The following is a 15337-nucleotide window of genomic DNA, read 5'->3' as shown; positions in this document are numbered from 1 at the left end:
GCAGGAGGAAGGGCGCAGCTAAGGTAGGCTCGACCAGAAGTCAACCGGTAACTACCCGAAACGGGCAGTTAATGCCGGTGCGTGCGCTTCAAGGTGTAGCGTCCGGCCGCATAGCCGTCGAAAAGCCCGTTGATCGCGGGATGATCGACCGGCTCCTCGCTATCGTCGGCCACCAGATTCTGCTGGCTGACATAGGCGACATAGCTCGATTCGTCGTTCTCGGCGAGCAGATGGTAGAAGGGCTGGTCCTTGCGCGGGCGCACGTCCTCGGGAATTGCCTCATACCATTCGTCGCTGTTGGCGAAGACGGGGTCGACGTCGAAGATCACGCCGCGGAACTCGAACTGCCGGTGACGCACCACCTCGCCGATGGCGAAGCGGGCGGTGGCGACCGGCGGCATCGGAATTCCGGGTTCATAGGGAATCGGGGCGCCGGGGGTCTGAGTCATGCCTTTAATCTAATATCTCTGCGCGCAGGTACAAGGATGCGCTTGCAGTATCCGAAACGCTGCGCTAGGGGCCCCCGCTCACAGCGACCGACGTGGAATGCTTCCGCGCACAATCGCCTCGCGGAGAGGTGGCAGAGTGGTCGAATGCGCCGCACTCGAAATGCGGTTTACGGGAGACCGTAACGAGGGTTCGAATCCCTCCCTCTCCGCCACTATTCACAACCGATCCGGTTCCGGGGGATACCCCGAATGCCGGGGCGCGGTCCTCCCGGATCGAAGCGCTCACCCCTGTGGCGTGCTTCCCGTGGCCCTGTGCTCGAACAATGCCGCCGCCGCCGCCGCGTCGAGGGGCGGGCCGAGCAGGTCGCCCTGACCCTGTTCGCACCCGGTGCCCAGCAGCGCGCCTTCCTGGTCGCTCGCTTCGATGCCTTCCGCGGCGATGGTGAGCCCCAGGCCGTGGCCGAGGCCGACCAGCGCCTGCACGATCCCGGCGCTTTCGCGCTCGCGCGTCATCGCCTGCACGAAGCTGCGGTCGATCTTCACCTTGTCCAGCCGGAAGCTGCGCAGGTGATAGAGGCTCGAATAGCCGGTGCCGAAATTGTCGAGCGCGATGCGCACGCCCGACGCCCTGAGGTTGCCGAGCACCGAGCGCGCATTGTCCAGGTCGGCGACGAACGCGCTTTCGGTCACGTCGACCTCGAGGCGGGCGGGCGCGATGCCCGCCTCGCCCAGGATGCGCATGATTCGCGCGCCGAGGAGATTGTCCCTCAGCTGGCTCGCATGGATGTCGACCGAAAGCGTTATGTGGGCGGGCCAGGAGCGCGCGGCGGCGCAGGCCAGGCGGAGCACGCGTTCGCCCAGCGCGTGGATGAGGCCGACCTCGTCGGCGATCGCCAGGAACCGCTCGATCGGGATCTCGCCATGCTCGGGATCGATCCAGCGCGGCGCCGCCTCGAACCCGACCACCCCGCGCGTGCGGAGGTCGAAGGTCGGCCGGTAGACGATGTCGATCCGCTCCTCGTCGAGCGCCCGGCGCAGCGCCGCCTCCATCGCGGCGCGCTCGCGGATGCGCACGTCCATCTGCGGCTCGAAGAAGCGGAGCGCCGAGCGCCGCTCGGCCTTGGCGCGGTAGAGCGCGACATCGGCCTTGCGCATCGCTTCCTCGATGCTCGTGGCGTCGGCCGGGAGCAGCGCGATCCCGATGCCGGCGCCGACGCGATGCGTGGCGCCCGCCGCGTGGACGGGGGTGTCGAGCGCATCGATCACGCGCAGCGCGATGGTGGTCGCGACCTCGGGATCGGCGAGATGGGTGGCCAGGATCGCGAATTCGTCCCCCCCGAAGCGCGCGACCAGGTCGCCGTCGCGAATCGCGCCGAGCAGGCGCTGGGCGACAACGATCAGCAGCTCGTCGCCGGCCGCATGTCCGTGGACGTCGTTGATGGCCTTGAAGCCGTTGAGGTCGAGCAGGAGCACGGCGTGCGACGCGCCGGCCCGCGGCGGGGCGCCCAGGGCCGCGGCAAGCGCGTCGTCGAACCGGCGCCGGTTGGGCAGGCCGGTCAGCACGTCCTGATAGGCGAGCTTGCGGACTTCCCCCTCCGCGGAGAGGCGGCGGGCCATCTCGCGTTTCTGGCGCAGATACTGGCGCGCGCCGAAGAGCAGCAGGCCCAGCGCCAGCACCACGCCCAGCAGCAGCGCCTCGTCGAGCTCGATCTCGGCCTTGTGGACGGTGAGGCCGTCTTCGTTCTCGAACAGATCGAAGGCGAACGCGCAATAAGCGAGCGCCGCTACCGCTGCCAGCACCAGCCCCAGGTCGCGAATGGCGAAACGGTGGCGAATGATGAAACTCCGGATCGCGGGCCAATCCATGCGAAACCTCTCGGGGCGGACAATATCAGCCATTGCTTGTCAAAGCATTGCCGCGATTCGCGGCGCTTCAAGGCATCGCCGCGATCGGCGGCGCTTGCCGGGCGCCGGTGTCGATGCCCCGGCATATCGGGCATATATGCGGGCATGTTCGAAACGGGTGGGTTCCCCATGCAATGGAAATCATGGCTGCAGGCGGCGGCGATCGCGGCGCTCATGGCCGGCATTTTCATCGCCGACACGGTCACCGACCTCGAGATCGCCGCGGCGGTCTTCTACATCGCCATCATCCTGCTGGCGGTCGGCCGCTTTCCCCGCCGCAACGTCATCGCGCTCGCGGGGCTGTGCATCCTGCTCACCTTGGCCAGCTCCACGCTGACGGTCGGCGGCGCGCGCGAGGCCGGCATCGTCAACCTGGCGATCAGCACCGCCGCGATCGGCGTCACCGCCTGGCTCGCGCTCCGCGTGGTGGCCGCCGAAGCCGCGGCGCATGCGGCGCGGGCGCAGCTCGTCAGGCTCGCGCGCGTGACCAGTCTCGGCGAGCTCACCGCTTCGATCGCGCATGAGGTCAACCAGCCGCTGGCCGGGATCGCGAGCAGCGCCAATGCCTGCCTCCGGTGGCTGGGCCAGGATCCCCCCAATCTCGAACGGGCGCGCGCCTCGGCGGAACGGGCGCTGCGCGATGCCAACCGCGCCGGCATGGTGATCCAGCGCGTGCGGAGCCTTGCCCGGCACGAGGCGCCCAGGCGCGAACGGGTGGATCTCAACGCGGTCGTCGACGAAGCGCTCCAGCTGGCGCGGGGCGAGCTGGAGCGCAACGGCATCGGCCTGGAGCTGGCGCTGGCCGAGGCGCTGCCGGCCGTGCTGGCCGACCGGGTGCAGCTGCACCAGGTTATCGGCAACCTTCTGCTCAACGCGATCGAGGCGATGGCGTGCGTGCCGGAAGCCGGGCGGCGGATCGCGATCGCCACCGCGCGCGAGGAACAGTCGGTGATCCTCGCGGTCGCGGACTCCGGCATCGGCTTCGCGGCGGGCGCGCAGGAGCGTCTGTTCGAGGCGTTCTGGACCACCCGGGAAGGGGGCACCGGCATCGGCCTGACGATCAGCCGGGCTATCGTCGAGGCGCATGGCGGGCGTATCTGGGCCGTGGCGAACGCGCCTTCCGGCGCCATTTTCCGCGTGAGCCTGCCAATCTCGGGAGCGAGGCGATGACGATCGAAGCGACTGTCCCGGCCGATGACGGCGCGCTGCCGATCGTCTACATCGTCGACGACGATGCCTCGGTCCGCGCGGGCCTCGAGGATCTGCTCGCGTCCGTCGGCATCGCGTGCCGGGCGTTCTCCTCCACGCAGGCGTTTCTCGCGCACAGCCTGTCCGAAGCGCCCGGCTGCCTCGTGCTCGATGTTCGCATGCCCGGGCAGAGCGGCCTCGATTTCCAGCGCCAGATGAAGGATCTCGGCATCGGGCTGCCCGTGATCTTCGTCACCGGCCATGGCGATATCGCGATGACCGCGCGCGCGATGAAGGCCGGCGCGATCGAGTTCCTGGCCAAGCCGTTCGACGAGCAGGCGCTGCTCGACGCCATCAACGAGGGAATCGCCAGGGATCGGGTCCGGCGCCGCGAGGCGGCCGGCCTGGCGCATCTGCGCGCGCTCCATCGCACGCTCACGCCCGGGGAGCGGGAAGTGATGGAGCTGGTCGCGCGCGGGCTGCTCAACAAGCAGATCGCGGCGGAGCTTGGGGTGCGCGAGATCACCGTCAAGGTGCGCCGGGGCCAGGTCATGCGCAAGATGCACGCGCAATCGGTGCCCGATCTGGTGCGCATCCATGACCGGCTGTTCCCGCCCCCGGAATAGGGCCGGCGGGCGATTTCGATATACCAAGGTATATACCGGCTATCCATTTGCTTCGGTGCGCCGCACAATTCCCTACTGGCGGGCCCGATCCCGGCTTGGTATCCGCCCGCCACGCCTTTCCCCGCTTCCGCGGGGCCGAGGCTATTCGAGGAACGCTAGCAAATGCCGAGCGACAGTAGTCGATCTAACGCGCCGTCGAGGGCGCCCGGCCGGGCCTAGTTCGTAGCGCTCGCCCGTGGCGGCCGAGACGGCCGGTCATGAGGTGAGCCTATGGTCTTCATTTTCGAAGATGCCAGGGGCGGACGCCCGTTGGCGCGCTGGGTGCGCGCGGGCGGAGCGCCATCCTGGGCGGATCTGATCGTTTTCATCCTGCTCGCGGCAGGTGCGGTGCTCGTGTTCCACGGCGCCGGCGAGATGGGTGCGCCGCTGGCCGAGTTGCGCGGCGCGCCGGTGGTGCTCGACCCGGCGATGCTGCCCGAATATGCGCTGCGCACCACGTTGCGCATGTTCGCCGCGCTCGGCGCGTCCCTGCTGTTCACCTTCGTCGCCGCCACGCTCGCCGCCAAGAGCCGCAAGGCGGGGCTCATCATCGTGCCCGCCCTCGACATCCTCCAGTCGGTGCCGGTGCTGGGCTTCCTCACCTTCACCGTCACGCTGTTCCTGGGGCTGTTTCCCGGCAGCCAGCTGGGCGCGGAATGCGCGGCGATCTTCGCGATCTTCACTGCCCAGGCCTGGAACATGGCGTTCAGCTTCTATCAGTCGCTGCGCACCGTGCCCGGCGACCTGGACGAGGTCTCGCGCCAGTTCGGCTTCTCGGCATGGCGGCGTTTCGTCCGGCTCGAACTGCCCTTCGCGCTGCCGGCGCTCGTCTGGAACATGATGATGTCGATGTCGGGAGCCTGGTTCTTCGTCGTCGCGTCCGAGGCGATCACGGTGGGGAACACCACCATCACGCTGCCCGGCATCGGATCCTGGCTCGCGGTTGCGATCGATCGCGAGGATTTCGGCGCGATCGGCATGGCGGTGGGGGCGATGGCGGTCGTCATCCTGCTCTATGACCAGCTCGTCTTCCGTCCGATCGTCGCCTGGGCCGACAAGTTCCGCTTCGAGCAGACCGCCTCGCAGCAGCAGCCGCGTTCCTGGCTCTACGATCTCCTCCGCCGCACCCGCTGGCTGGGCCGGCTCGGCACGGCGCTCGCCGCGCCGCTGCGCTGGCTGGGCAACATTCCGTTGCCGCGCGCGCCGGCGCTGCCGCCGCCGCGCATCGCGCCCGCCGCGGGCCGGGTGCTGGACGGGCTATGGATCGCGCTGGTCGCCCTCGTCACCCTGGCGGCGGCCTGGACGCTCGCCCGGTATATCGCGCACAGCCTCACATGGCAGGACGGCGTCACCGTCTTCGGGCTCGGCCTGCTTACCCTGGCGCGGGTGGCGCTGCTGATCGCGATCGCGAGCCTGATCTGGGTGCCGATCGGGGTGTGGATCGGCCTCAGGCCCGTCTGGGCCGAGCGGCTGCAGCCGGTGGCGCAGTTCCTGGCGGCCTTTCCGGCGAACGTGATGTTTCCCTTCGCGGTGATCGCCATTCTCGGCCTCCATCTCGATCCGAACATCTGGCTGTCGCCGCTGATGGTGCTCGGCACCCAATGGTATATCCTGTTCAACGTCATCGCGGGCGCGAGCGCGATCCCGACGGACATGAAGGAAGCCTCGGCGATGTTCGGCATCCGCGGCTGGCAATGGTGGCGCCGGGTCGCGATCCCCGCGATCTTCCCATATTATGTGACCGGCGCGCTCACCGCCTCGGGCGGCTCGTGGAACGCCAGCATCGTCGCCGAGTCGGTGAGTTGGGGCGACAGGCATCTCGAGGCCGCGGGGCTGGGGGCGTTCATCGCCAAAGCCACCCAGGCGGGCGACTATCCGCGCGTCGCCCTTGGCATCGCGGTGATGAGCATCTTCGTCATCGCCTTTAACCGCATGCTGTGGCGGCCGATGTACCGGTATGCCGAGCGCCGTCTTCGCCTCGATTGAGCATCGGGAGTATCGTCATGAACACGCTCACTGAAACCCCGCCGCTGGTCGAGGTCCGCGACGTCCGCCATGTCTATGGCAAATCGGGCGGCGCCGGCCTGCTCGTGCTCGACGATGTCCACCTGACCCTGGGCGAGGGCGAGATCGTCGGCCTGCTCGGCCGCTCCGGCTCGGGCAAGTCGACGCTGCTGCGTTCGATCGCGGGACTGATCCAGCCGACTTCGGGCGAAGTGCGCTTCGCGCATGCCGATACGCGCGTCTCGATGGTCTTCCAGACCTTCGCGCTGTTCCCCTGGCTCACCGTGCTCCAGAATGTCGAGGTGGGGCTCGAGGCGCAGGGCGTCGCCGCCGAGGAGCGGCGCCGGCGTGCCCTCAAGGCGATCGACCTGATCGGCCTGGACGGCTTCGAGAGCGCCTATCCGAAGGAATTGTCGGGCGGCATGCGCCAGCGCGTCGGCCTGGCGCGCGCGCTGGTGGTCGATCCGGACATCCTGCTGATGGACGAGCCCTTCTCGGCGCTCGACGTGCTCACCGCCGAGACGCTGCGCACCGACCTGCTCGACCTGTGGTCGGAGGGGCGGATGCCGATCAAGTCGATCCTGATCGTCACGCACAATATCGAGGAAGCGGTGCTGATGTGCGATCGCATCCTCGTCTTCTCGTCCAATCCCGGGCGCGTGGTCACCGAGATCGGCGTGACGCTGCCGCAGCCGCGGAACCGGCAGGACCCGGCGTTTCAGGCGCTGGTCGACGAGATCTATGCCAGGATGACCGTGCGGACCGAGGCGGAGCATGCGCGCGAGGGCGTGTTCCCGGGCACCGGCATCGGCATGGCGCTGCCGCGTGTCTCGACCAACACGCTCGCCGGGTTGATGGAGGCGGTGGCGGCCGAGCCCTATCTCGGCAGCGCGCCGCTGTCGGACCTGGCCAGCGAGCTGCAATATGAGGCGGACGAGCTGTTCCCGATCGCGGAAGTGCTGCAGCTGCTGCGCTTCGCCGAGCTGGGCGACGGCGACCTGAGGCTGCTGCCGGCGGCGCGGCGCTATGTCGATGCCGAGGTGGATGCGCGCAAGCAGCTCTTCGCCCAGCATCTGCTGCGCCATGTGCCGCTTGCCGGACACATTCGCCGCATCCTCGACGACCGGGCCAGCCACGAGGCGCCGGCGAGCCGCTTTCGCGACGAGATCGAGGATTTCATGTCCGAGGAATATGCCGAGCAGACGCTGAAATCGGTGATCCAATGGGGCCGCTATGCCGAGGTCTTCGCCTATGACGAGGCGGCGGACCGTTTCAGCCTCGACGATCCTTCCTAGGGCCGCGATGCCGGGGCGGCCGGCTTCAGAACAGGCCGGTCGACGATTCGAAGGAGGAAGGCATCTCGGCGGGGCGCTCGGAACCGCGGGCGCGTCTCTCCGGGATGGAGGAGCCGTCATGGGGGAAGAGGCTGTGCAGCATGGCGCGCATGGCCTCGTCGCCCTTGCTGGTCAGCGTCACCGCCATCCGCCGGTGATCGTCGGGATCGTGGGAACGGTTGAGCAGCCCGGCCGCCTCGAGGCGATCGATCCGGCGCAGCGCGCTCGTCGACGTCTCGCCCGAGACGAAAATGAGCTCCTTCACGCAGATGACCCGGTTCTCCTGCCCGGCGATGAACAGCTCGAGCACCATGTCCCATGCGGAATCGCGGAAGACGTCGCGCGGGAAAAGTTTTGCCGCCTTCGCGCGCATGTGTTGCAACTGGCGCGCGAGGTCGAGCAGGGATCTGTCCCAGGTGATTACGCTATTCGCCACTATACTACCCGAACTTATGAAGGAATGACGCTACTCATATAATAGATCATATCCTTCCTTATAAATAAATCATAGTAAAATCGAATTGTCAAAATCGCGTAAATCAAAATGATAGCGCAATTTACGTATTATATGATTTAACGTTCTCGAAGGGCTTCTTGGGCGCGGTTCAGTGGTTTCAAGAGGTATTGGAGTATTGTTTTGCTTCCCGTGTGGATGTCGGCGGTGGCGATCATCCCGGGTACGATCGGAAAGCGTCGGCCCGCCTTGTTGACCAGGGCGTCCGAGCGGGTGCGGACGAATACGCGGTAATAATAGATGTCGGGGTTCACTTCGTCGCGGATCGTGTCGGGTGAGATGCTGCTGACCTCGCCCTCGAGCCCGCCGAAGATCGAATAGTCATAGGCGGTGATCTTCACGCTGGCGCGCTGGCCGGGCCGGATGAACGCGATGTCGCGGGGCGAGATGCGCGCCTCGATGAGCAGCCGGTCGTCGAGCGGGACGATTTCCATCACCTTGCCGTTGGGCGGCACGACGCCGCCGATCGTCGACACTTCGATATTCTTGACCACGCCGCGCACGGGCGAGCGCAAGGTGAGCCGCTGCAGCGTGTCCGACCGGCCCCGCACCACCGGGGCGAGCGCCTCGACTTCCTCGCTCACCTTTGCGAGGTCCTGCCGGGCCTCGACCAGATATTGCGAGCGCAGATCGGCTTTCTTGAGATCGAGGTCGGCGCGCTGGCGCTTGAGCCGCAGCACCTCGACATTGCTCGCCGCGCCGGTGGCGATCAGCGATTCGCCGATGCCGACCTCGCGGTTGATCAGTGCCAGCGATTCGTCGATCAGGCTGGTCGAGCCGGCCAGGCTGCGGCGGCGCGTGTCGTAGAGCCGCTGCTGCTCGGCCTTGAGCGCGGGATAGCCGTCGAGTTCCCTGGAGAACCGTATCGGGGTGTCGTCCACTTCGGCCTGGAGTCGCGCCTGGGCGGCGAGCGCGGCGCGATATTTGGCGGCGCTTTCTTCCACCGTCGAGCCTGCCAGGGTGGGATCGAGCTGGGCGAGAACCTGGCCGGGCTTGACGATATCGTCCTGGTGCACGTGCAGCTTGGCGAGGATGCCGCCTTCCAGCGACTGGAGTATCTGCTCATGGCTGGTCGGCACCACCTTGCCGGTGCCGGTCGCCACTTCGTCGAGCCTGGCGAGCCAGGCCCAGGCCAGGAAGGTGACGACCATCGCCGCCAGTACCCACAGCATGCGCGTCGCATCGCGCAGCCGGCCGCGACCCTCTTCGTCGAACAGCCGGTCGTCGGCGCTGAACGCCGCGCTCATGCCGCCTGGGTCCTGGTGGCGGCGCCGCGCATCGCGGCAAGCGCGGCTTCCCTGGGCTGGTCGAGGACCACTCTGCCATGGTCGATGACGATCACCCGGTCGACAAGCTCGAGCACGCGCATGCGGTGGGTCGCCACGACGACGGTGCGCTGCCGGCTCCATTCGCGGAAGCTCGTGATGAAGTGGCGCTCGGCCAGCTCGTCCATTGCCGCGGTGGGCTCGTCGAGCAGCGCCACCATGGGGCGCCGGAGCAGCAGGCGGGCGAGGAGCAGCGACTGGACCTGCCCGCCCGAGAGACCCAGCCCGCCTTCGAGCACGACATGCTCGAGCCCGTCGCGGAGCCGCCGCACGAAATCCTGCGCGCAGACCATTTCGAGAGCCGCCAGTATCTCGGCATTGCCGGCATGCGGCGCCCCCATCGTCAGGTTCTCGCGCAGCGTGCCGTGGAAGAGCCGGCTGTTCTGGGTGAGCAGGCAGACGTCCCGGCGCACATCGGCGGGGTCGATCTGGTGCAGCGCCAGATCGTCGAGCAGGACTTCGCCGGAAACCGGCTGGAGCATGCCCGACAGGCCCTGCAGCAAGGTCGACTTGCCGGCGCCGTTGCGGCCGAGCAGCGCCACTTTCTCGCCGGCGGCGATCTCGAGGTTCGGCACGGTCAGCGCGGGCGGCGCATTGGGATCCGCATAGGAAAATACCGCCGAGCGCAGCGCGAAGCTGCCGGTGACCGCGGGGAGGGGAATGCGGTGCTCGGCGTCGGGGCTGTCCGTGGGCAGCCCCATTATCTGGTTGAGGCTCTGCGTCGCCAGCTTGGCATGCTGCCAGCGGCCGAGCAGGCCGGAGACCTGGGCCATCGGCGCGATCATGCGCGAGGCGAGCATGGAGGTGGCGACGAGCGTGCCGGTAGTGATGTCGCCGGCGATCACCATGGGCGCGCCGACGAAGATCACCGCGGCATAGACGCCATTCTGCACGCTCTGCGACCAGGTGGAGAGGCTGGCGGTGAGGCCGCGCAGGCGAAGCTGGGCCTCGCCGGCGACACTGTTGTAGTGATTCCACTGGCGCTGGAAGCGCTCCTCCGCCTGCAGCGCCTTGATGTCCTCTATCCCCTGCACCGCCTCGACCAGCAGTGCGTTGCGCAGCGAGCTTTCCCGCATCGATTCGGTGGCGAGGACGCGCAGGCGCCGCTGCGCGAGCAGGCTGGGCACGAGCAGCAATATCACCGCGGCGAGGGGCACCAGCGCCAGCACCCCGCCGATAAAGGCCAGGATGGCGAGGAAGAGCAGGAAGAAGGGCAGGTCGGCCACCGCGGAGACGGTGGTCGAGGTCAGCATGTCGCGGACCTGGTCGAGGTCGCGCAACTGGGAGATGAAGGTGCCGGTGGAAGTCGGCCGTTCCCGGTTGCGGACGCGCAGCGCATGGCCGAAGACCAGATCGGAGAGCCTCAGATCGGCCCGCTTGCCCAGCACGTCGGTGATCGCCACGCGCAGCTTGCGCAGCAGGAAGTCGAAGGCGATCGCCAGCAGCACGCCGAGGAACAGGATGACGAGCGTCGGCATCGACTGGGCCGGAATGACGCGGTCATAGACCTGCATCGAGAACAGGATGCCGGCGAGCCCGAGCAGGTTGGTCACGATCGAGGCGACCGCGACATGGCCATAGGCGCGGGCGTCCTGGAGCAGGATGCGGCGAAGCCAATGCTCCTCATAGGGCCGGATATAGGTGTCGACCCGGGCATCGGCGGCGGAGCGGGCGGGGCGGGGCACGACGACCAGAGTGGCGGCGGCGAGCAGTTCGGCGAGCGGACGGCGCGCGGGCATGTCGCTCTCGCCGGCGACGGTGAACATCGCCTCGCCGTCGCCGTCCAGCGCGGTGATCAGGGCAAGCTCGCCATCGGCGAGGCAGGCGATCACCGGCAGGCGCCAACTCGTCAGCCGTATGGCGGCGGGGTCGGCGAAGCGAAGAGCCAGGCCCAGGGGGCGAGCGAGCGCGCGCACGCGATTCTGCTCGGGGGAAGCGATGTCCCAGAGCCCCGCCAGGCGAGCGCGCTGCTCGGAGACGGGCAGGCGATAGTGGCGCGCGGCCTGGCAGAGAATGTCGAGCCAGGTCTCGGCCGATGCCGCGCTCACAGCGTAACTCCCCGCAGGCGCGTGCCGGTCAGGCCGAACGCATCGCGCGAGCGGCCCGAATAATAGAGGCAGTCGAGCTGGAGCCGGCGCAGGTCATGCTCGGTATTGACCGCATCGAACCGCGCCTGGTGCAGTTCCTGTTCGGCATTGAGCAGGTCGACCAGCGTTCGCGTGCCCATTTCGAGATATTGCGCGCGGTAGAGTTGCCCGGTCTCCGCCATGTCCGCCTCGCGCAGGTTGAGCGTGTCGAGCAGCCGGGTAAGGCTGCCGATCTGCTGCCGGGCCTCGGCGAGCCGCTGGCTCGCTTCGTTGCGCGCCTGGCGCGAGGCGGCGTCGGCGGCGGCCAGCGAATAGTCCGCGCTGCGGACGCGGGCGCGGGTGGCGTTGCCGCCGAATATGTTGCTCGAGACGCTGAGCCCGAAGCTGTAGGCGCTGCGATCGGAGAAGGGCGACCCGATATCCGCCGCCGCGTCGCCGGCCAGCGACACGGTGGGCAAGCGATCGGCGCGGCTGCGGCGAAGCTGGGCCGCGGCCTGCTCGCGCTGGGCGTCGGCGCGCATCACGGCCGGCACCGCATTCCAGTCCGCCAGGCCGGTGGCGCAGCTGCGCATCAGCCAGTCGGGCATGTCGGCGCTGACCGACGCCTTGGCCCGTTCCTCGCCGAGCAGAAAGGCGAGATTGCTGGTCCAGCGACGCTGCTCGGCATCGATCTGCGCCAGTGTCGCCTTGGCCGCGGCGACGCGCGATTCCGCCTGAAGCCCGTCCGAGCGCGTCGACGCGCCCTTGGCGACCCGATCGGCGACCAGCCCGCTGATCTCGCGGATCCGGGCCAGCTGCTCCTCGGCGATGTCGCGGAGCGCCGCGTTGCGCTGCAGCTCGACGATCGCATAGCCGGTGTCGTGGATGAGCCCGTCGATCGCGAGCAGCAGATCGGCACGGCCGACCCGGGTGCCCGCCTGCGCATAATCCACCGCGCTGCGGACCTTGCCGAAATCATAGAGCATCTGCGAGGCGGAGACCTGGGGACGCGGGCGCCAGTTCGAGCCGAGGCGATTGTCGTAGCCGGTGCCGATGCCCGCGCTCACCTGGGGCAGATAGCCGGTCCGCGCGACATCGACATCCGCGTCGCGCGCATCGAGCGTGGCCGCGGCGGCGACGACGTTCGGATGCCATGCCACGGCCTGTCGGACCGCTGCCTCGAGCGAGAGCCCGGCGCTGTCCTGCGCGTATCCGGTGCCGGCCAGGAAGGCCGCCAGCGATCCGATCGCGATGATACCGATCGGACCGCCGCGCCGGCCCCGTCGCAACCCTTTTCCCAAGCGACAGCCTCCCTGTCCGCATTGCGTGTCGTCTTATGGTGTAGGTTAATCACCCTTTTGAAATCATGGATGATTTTTGGAAATCGACTCCGAGTTCGGAGTGATTTCTCACACCATATGGGTCAGCTGGTGGCGATCCTGCTCCAGGTCGCTTGGCGTGACGAGATAATGTAGCGGATCGTCGGGCGCTGGAGCGGCGGCGATGTCCGGCGCGGCGGGCGCGGGGCTGGCGGCCGCGGGCGGGCCGGAGGCATCGGACGCGGCCTGGCGGTCATGGAGGAACTGGCCGAGCAGATCCTCGACGCTGCCCTGATTGTCGTTCAGGCTGTATGCGATCGGCGCGTGATCCGTTGCCGGCGCGGTCGGCGCCGCCACGGTCTCGGCCGAGAACATCGCGAGCGGCACGGTATCCGCCAGCGAAGTCGACTCGACCACCATCGCCGCCGAGGGCGTGACGCCGTTGTTGATGTCGACGGTCACGTCGAGATGCGCCGTCGCGACGGTGCCATTGGGCTGGACCAGCTGATAGGTGAAGCTATCGACCGGATCGGTGCCCGAATAGGTCAGCGAAGCGCTCGGCTGGTAGGTGTAGTGGCCGGTATCGGTGACGGTCAGCGTGCCATAGGCGCCGGTGATGGTCAGCGGCGTATCGCCCACCTGGACGAAGTTGCCGCCCGTCTGGACGCGCACCACCGGGAAGTCCGTGCCCAGCGTGTCGTTGGCGAGCAGCTCGCCGGATATCGCCGTGGTGCCGGTGAGGCTGTACTGGTCGAGATGGGTCACCGTCTCGCCGACATAGACGTTCGTGCCATAGCCGGTGCCCAATATGTTCGTGCTCGACACGGTGTAGTTGTAGGTGCCGGACGGCAGGTCGTGCAGCACCAGCGCGACGCCGGTGCCGAGCCCGAGATTGGCGACCGAGGTCTGGGTAACCGTGCCGACCACGGTGCCCTGCGAATTGGTGACCGTGATCGTGTAGGTGGGCAGCACGCTTAGCCCGCTCGACTGGATCGCCGAGAGCGTCACGTCGGCGGTGCTGTTCGCGCCTACCGTGAAGCTGTCGTGCACCGAGCCGGTCTGCGCGCCGGTGATGATCAGCGCCGTGGGCGTGGCGAAGCTCGAGTCGATCGCCGCCGGAATGGTGGTGACGACATGCTCGAAGGTCGCGGTGGCGATCGCCGCATCGTCGACGGCCAGTGGCGCGCCGGTGATGTCCGGGCTGCCGATCGTCACGGCCAGCGTCGCGCTCTCCAGCTCGCCGCTGGTCGGATTGACCAGCGTATAGGTGAAGGTGTCGACATGGCCGATCGCGGCGGCATTGGCATCGGGCGTGTAGGTGTAGCTGCCATTGGGATTGATGACGAGCGTGCCCCAGTCGCCGTGGATCGAGGTGCCGCCGGCGGCCACCGCGGTGGTGACGCCGTTCACGGTGACGCTCTGCACGACGGTCTGCGGGCTGACGATATCGACCGCGCCACCGGGGCCCGGATCGGTGATTACATTGCCCGCGGCCGTGCTCGGCTGCACCGCGCCGACATGGGTATAGTCGCTGTTGACGCCCGTGACCGCGAGGCCGCCGAGCAGCCCCACGCCGGCGGCGCCATCGAAAGTGACGAAGGCGCGATACTCGCCCGGGCCGAGCGTGTCGGTCGCGACGAGATTGCCGTTGAGCAGCGAGAGCTGGAGCAGCGAGCTGTTGCCGGTGCCGCTCACCGCGACCCAATTGGTCCCGTCGAAGCGCTGGACCACCACGCTGTAGCCGCTCAGCACGCCGATCGCGAGCGTCGCGTCATAGGTGAAGCTCGCGGCAAGCGAATTGCCGGCGGCGACGGTGAACTGGACATTGGGGGTCGCCAGCACCTGCGCATCGAGATTGAGCAGGCCGAGCGAGACCAGGGCGAGATAGTTGGCCGTGCCGAGATTCTCGTTGGTCGTGACGGGCACGAGATCGATCGAAGCGTTGGCGGTGTTGTTGAACGCCTCGATGTCGAACGGCGCGATGAGGGGAACCGCGCCGGAGAGGTTTCCGGCATGATCGCGCAGCGTGACGCTGAGCGTCTCGCCCGCGGTCTGGGGATCGTTCAGCGAGACGGAGAAGCTGCCGTTCGCGGCGACCGTGCCGGTGCCGAGCAGCGTGCCTCCCGTATCGCGCACCTCGACGGAGGCGCCTGCTTCACCCGTGCCGGTGACCACGGTGCCAGCGCCATTGATCGCCAGCCCGGCGGGCGGCGCGGGCGGAGTAATGTCGGGCGCGATCGCCACCGTGGCGGGGGAGAGGTTACCGGCCGGATCGCTCTGGGTGACGGTCACCGTCTCGCCATTGGCCTGGGGCGTGGTGAGCGTGGCGGTGTAGCTGCCGTTGCCGGCGACGGTGGCGGTGCCGATCTCGGTGCCGGCGCCGTTGTATATGTGCACGGTCGCACCGGGCTCGCCAGTGCCGGTAACGGCGGTGCCATTGGCGTTCACCGCCGCGACGGGGGCGGCGGGCGGCGTGAAGTCGGGCGCCAGCGCCGAGGTGGCCGGCGAGACATTGCCCGCGGCATCGGCCTGGGTGACGTGGAGCGTCTGGCCATTGCCCTCCGTGGT

Annotated in this window: 11 protein-coding genes and 1 tRNA gene; 5 read left to right on the top strand and 7 right to left on the bottom strand. The window is 68.1% G+C overall.

Annotation, left to right across the window (positions count from 1 at the left end; translation table 11 throughout):
- Positions 1–68 precede the first annotated feature (68 nt).
- Positions 69–449 (bottom strand): heat shock protein HspQ, encoded by a 381-nt coding sequence (hspQ, locus tag OMP43_RS10200; protein ID WP_280279619.1) that lies wholly within the window; start codon positions 447–449, stop codon positions 69–71.
- A 122-nt stretch (positions 450–571) separates the two neighbouring features.
- On the opposite strand from hspQ, the gene OMP43_RS10195 reads away from it, so the two are divergent.
- A tRNA-Ser gene (locus OMP43_RS10195) sits at positions 572–661 on the top strand.
- A gap of 70 nt (positions 662–731) precedes the next feature.
- Here the strand turns inward: OMP43_RS10195 and OMP43_RS10190 are convergent.
- Positions 732–2315, bottom strand: a complete 1584-nt coding sequence (locus OMP43_RS10190) for an EAL domain-containing protein (protein ID WP_280279618.1) — start codon at positions 2313–2315, stop codon at positions 732–734.
- Between the two features lie 168 nt (positions 2316–2483).
- On the opposite strand from OMP43_RS10190, the gene OMP43_RS10185 reads away from it, so the two are divergent.
- From OMP43_RS10185 to OMP43_RS10170, 4 genes are all read left to right on the top strand, one after another.
- Positions 2484–3524, top strand: a complete 1041-nt coding sequence (locus tag OMP43_RS10185; RefSeq protein WP_280279617.1) for an ATP-binding protein — start codon at positions 2484–2486, stop codon at positions 3522–3524.
- A complete protein-coding gene (locus OMP43_RS10180) occupies positions 3521–4168 on the top strand; it encodes a response regulator transcription factor (protein WP_280279616.1) in 648 nt (215 codons plus the stop codon). Before OMP43_RS10185 ends, OMP43_RS10180 begins: the two co-directional genes overlap by 4 nt.
- A 270-nt stretch (positions 4169–4438) precedes the next feature.
- Complete coding sequence (locus tag OMP43_RS10175; protein WP_280279615.1) at positions 4439–6193, top strand: ABC transporter permease subunit; 1755 nt, start codon at positions 4439–4441, stop codon at positions 6191–6193.
- A gap of 17 nt (positions 6194–6210) precedes the next feature.
- Positions 6211–7506: a nitrate/sulfonate/bicarbonate ABC transporter ATP-binding protein gene (locus OMP43_RS10170; RefSeq protein ID WP_280279614.1), complete on the top strand. Its 1296-nt coding sequence runs from the start codon at positions 6211–6213 to the stop codon at positions 7504–7506.
- A gap of 25 nt (positions 7507–7531) precedes the next feature.
- Here the strand turns inward: OMP43_RS10170 and OMP43_RS10165 are convergent, their stop codons facing one another.
- The 5 genes from OMP43_RS10165 to OMP43_RS10145 all read right to left on the bottom strand — a co-directional run.
- Positions 7532–7981, bottom strand: coding sequence for a winged helix DNA-binding protein (locus OMP43_RS10165; protein WP_280279613.1), 450 nt, complete (start codon positions 7979–7981; stop codon positions 7532–7534).
- Between the two features lie 137 nt (positions 7982–8118).
- A complete protein-coding gene (locus OMP43_RS10160; RefSeq protein WP_280279612.1) occupies positions 8119–9306 on the bottom strand; it encodes an HlyD family efflux transporter periplasmic adaptor subunit in 1188 nt (395 codons plus the stop codon).
- A complete protein-coding gene (locus tag OMP43_RS10155) occupies positions 9303–11432 on the bottom strand; it encodes a type I secretion system permease/ATPase (protein WP_280279611.1) in 2130 nt (709 codons plus the stop codon). Before OMP43_RS10155 ends, OMP43_RS10160 begins: the two co-directional genes overlap by 4 nt.
- Positions 11429–12739 (bottom strand): TolC family protein, encoded by a 1311-nt coding sequence (locus tag OMP43_RS10150; RefSeq protein ID WP_280279610.1) that lies wholly within the window; start codon positions 12737–12739, stop codon positions 11429–11431. Before OMP43_RS10150 ends, OMP43_RS10155 begins: the two co-directional genes overlap by 4 nt.
- A gap of 120 nt (positions 12740–12859) precedes the next feature.
- Positions 12860–15337: BapA/Bap/LapF family large adhesin (locus OMP43_RS10145; protein ID WP_280279609.1), on the bottom strand; the 2478-nt coding region annotated here is incomplete at its 5' end.

Origin of the sequence: Sphingomonas sp. CBMAI 2297, from assembly GCF_029870595.1 — a bacterium.
Taxonomy (GTDB): Bacteria; Pseudomonadota; Alphaproteobacteria; order Sphingomonadales; family Sphingomonadaceae; genus Sphingomonas.
The sequence above is the reverse complement of the archived record's forward strand: the minus strand, read 5'-3'. Positions and strand labels throughout refer to the sequence as shown.

Excerpts from the sequence above, each read along its gene's own strand:
- OMP43_RS10160 (WP_280279612.1), bottom strand. The coding sequence starts at position 9,306 with ATGAGCGCGGCGTTCAGCGCCGACGACCGGCTGTTCGACGAAGAGGGT.
- OMP43_RS10175 (WP_280279615.1), top strand. The coding sequence starts at position 4,439 with ATGGTCTTCATTTTCGAAGATGCCAGGGGCGGACGCCCGTTGGCGCGC.
- OMP43_RS10180 (WP_280279616.1), top strand. The coding sequence starts at position 3,521 with ATGACGATCGAAGCGACTGTCCCGGCCGATGACGGCGCGCTGCCGATC.
- OMP43_RS10190 (WP_280279618.1), bottom strand. The coding sequence starts at position 2,315 with ATGGATTGGCCCGCGATCCGGAGTTTCATCATTCGCCACCGTTTCGCC.
- OMP43_RS10170 (WP_280279614.1), top strand. The coding sequence starts at position 6,211 with ATGAACACGCTCACTGAAACCCCGCCGCTGGTCGAGGTCCGCGACGTC.
- OMP43_RS10185 (WP_280279617.1), top strand. The coding sequence starts at position 2,484 with ATGCAATGGAAATCATGGCTGCAGGCGGCGGCGATCGCGGCGCTCATG.
- hspQ (WP_280279619.1), bottom strand. The coding sequence starts at position 449 with ATGACTCAGACCCCCGGCGCCCCGATTCCCTATGAACCCGGAATTCCG.